This is a genomic window from Leptolyngbya sp. BC1307 (assembly GCF_002286735.1).
GTDB lineage: Bacteria > Cyanobacteriota > Cyanobacteriia > Phormidesmidales > Phormidesmidaceae > Phormidesmis.
This window is the reverse complement of sequence record NZ_NRTA01000109.1, coordinates 1-2,769: the sequence shown is the minus strand read 5'-3', so window position 1 is coordinate 2,769 and position 2,769 is coordinate 1. Positions and strand designations below refer to the sequence as shown.

Below are 2,769 nucleotides of genomic sequence, written 5' to 3'. Positions count from 1 at the left end.
TATTAGGTGACAGTGGGTATAGGCGAGTGACGACAGCGGGGTAGTCGGGTAATCAGGATCTCATCAGGCAGCGTAGAGTGCAGTCAAAGCCAAGATCCTCAATACGGCTACCAGCAGTCACAAAAAAAGGCACTATCAGATCTCCCTACAAAAAGAGACTAAAACAGTGCCCGAAGCCATTCACTTATACCAAAAACGAGCTTACATGAATGCAAGAAAGGAAGGATTGAGCCAAGCGGACTCCTCAACGATAGCCGAGATATCCCAGAGAACGGGCCAACGCATCGATAGTGACACCCACCGTCCTAACCGAGCGGCCGTTAAGACGATGCCGTATCCGCAAGATCCGTTGTCAGCGGTATGGGCCAGCGAACTCGAACCGATGCTGCAAGCAGAACCGAGACTGAAGCCGATGACGTTGTTTGAGTATTTGCAGGAGAAGTATCCAGGCGAATATCCGAGGGTGCTGCGAACCCTGCAACGACGAGTCAGCGACTGGAAAGCGCTGCATGGGCCATCCCCAGAAGTGATGTTCACAATGCGCCATGAACCCGGTGTGATGGGCCTATCCGACTTCACAACACTCAAAGGCATGCAGGTCACGATAGGCGGCGAGCCCTTCGAGCATCTGATCTATCACTACCGCTTGGCGTACAGCGGTTGGCAGTACGCTCAGATTATTCAAGGGGGCGAAAGCTTTATAGGGCTTTCAGAAGGGCTTCAAAATGCGCTGTTCGCTAGTGGTGGGGTGCCGAAAGAGCACCGCACCGATAGCTTAAGTGCGGCCTACCGCAACCAGGGTGGACGGCAATCTAAACAGGTGACGACCCTCTACGACGAACTATGCGACCACTATCGGCTAGAGCCGACACGCAACAACAAAGGTGTAGCCCATGAAAATGGCGCTATCGAATCGCCCCATGGCCATCTGAAGAACCGGATCAAACAAGCGATTTATCTGCGAGGCAGTGCCGACTTTGAGAACGCCCTTGCTTACCAAACAGTCATAGAGGCTGCTATTGATGGCCTTAACCGACAGTGCGTAGCAAAGTTCGAACAGGAAAGAGCAGCGCTCGCGCCCTTGCCGCAAAGGCGAATTGCTGACTATGAAGTGTTGAGTGCAACGGTGAGTAATCGCAGCACCATAGACGTGCGCTGTATCCTCTACAGCGTCCCGTCACGGCTGATTGGCCGCCGCTTAGAACTGCATCTCTACCATGACCGGCTAGTGGGCTATTTCTCGAACCAGCAGGTGTTTGAACTGACGCGTATCCGTGTCACGGGCAAGACAAAGCGCCGTGGGCGCTGCATTGACTATCGGCATGTGATTGATGGCCTGCGGCGTAAGCCGAGAGCCTTTCTCTATTGCCAGTGGCAGCAAGACCTACTGCCGACCCCTCAATACCAGCAGCTTTGGGAACTGCTTAAAACTCAGTTTGAGCGCGACGATGCCGCCCGATTGATGGTAGAAGCGCTCTATATTGCTGCAACTCAAGACCAACAGAGTGCTGTCGCTGACTATCTACAGCAGTCGCTAGAGATGCAGACCCTCACCCTCAAACGCCTACAGCAGCAGTTTTCACCCGTGCCAACGGCTGCGCTACCGACCCTCAATGGCATCCAGCATGACCTCGACAGCTATGACCAACTCCTCAGTGCCCATGACAGTACCCATGACAAAGGCTCCGCTGAGCAGCCTGCCAGCACAACCACCGGCACCGCGCTCAATGAGTCCCTATCAGACCCTCAGCGGGTTGCTCAAACAGCTCAAGCTTTCGCACATGCTTTCCCAATGGGAATCTATCGAGACCCAGGCATTGCAGCAGCAGTGGTCTTATGCACAATTTCTCCTAGCGCTCTGCGAGACCGAAGCCCAGCGCCGCAGCGAAATGCGCCTCAAACGGGCGATAACCGAAGCCCAACTCCCCGGCGTAAAGAGTTTTACCACCTTTGAGTTCTCTCACTGTCAGGACTTCAATCCTGCACCCCTGATGCAATTAGCCGACCAGGTTAGCTGGCTTGACCGGGCTGAAAACTGTCTTATTTTTGGTGCCTCTGGCGTCGGTAAAACCCATATCGCCTCGGCTCTCTCTAGGCGTGTTTTAGAGGCGGGTAAACGGGTTAAGTTTTTCAGCGCCACTGCCTTAGTCCAGTTGCTTCAGCAGGATAAGCAATGCTTGCAACTGCAAGCACGGCTCAGAAAACTAGATCGCTTTGACTTGCTCGTACTTGACGACCTCGGCTATGTCAAAAAGTCTGAAGCAGAGACCTCGGTTCTCTTTGAACTCATTGCCCATCGCTATGAGCGCAAGAGTTTATTGATCACTGCCAATCAGCCCTTTAGTCAGTGGGACACCATTTTTCCTGATTCGATGATGACCGTTGCTGCTGTTGACCGACTGGTGCATCATGCTGTCATTTTTGAGATCAAGGCTCAGAGCTATCGGCAGCAGCAGGCGGCAAAGCGAACCGCGACCTAGCTCTTTCCCTTGAAAGCGATCAACGGTGGCGATCACCAATTTTATCGGACTGTCATTTAGATCTTGAGCTGTCGTTGGGATCTCTAATTGTCATTTGGATCTCTGAAGTGTCATTTGGATCTCTAGCTGTCGTTGGGATCTCTAAAGTCTAATAGACAGAAACTAATAGACAGAAAATAGTTTGACGGCTTGAGACTCTGGCTTAGCGCTAGACTCATTCGTCTCTTCGACTGTACCTCCACCCGCCTACGCTCTGTCATTTTATCGCCTACCCTCTTGACATTTAATA

General features: G+C 52.4%; 1 protein-coding gene and 1 pseudogene. Both read left to right on the top strand.

Annotation, left to right across the window (positions count from 1 at the left end; genetic code table 11):
• Window positions 1–205: 205 nt before the first annotated feature.
• Window positions 206–1,078, top strand: a pseudogene (istA, locus tag CKL79_RS24065) (IS21 family transposase); the annotation flags it as partial.
• Window positions 1,079–1,727: 649 nt separating this feature from the next.
• Window positions 1,728–2,480 carry an IS21-like element helper ATPase IstB gene (istB, locus tag CKL79_RS22105; RefSeq protein ID WP_205879187.1) on the top strand — a complete coding sequence of 251 codons (753 nt, stop codon included), beginning with the start codon at window positions 1,728–1,730 and terminating at the stop codon, window positions 2,478–2,480.
• Window positions 2,481–2,769 lie beyond the last annotated feature (289 nt).

Bases quoted from the DNA above. Each gene is read 5' to 3' on its own strand.
- istB (WP_205879187.1), top strand. From the start codon at position 1,728: ATGAGTCCCTATCAGACCCTCAGCGGGTTGCTCAAACAGCTCAAGCTT.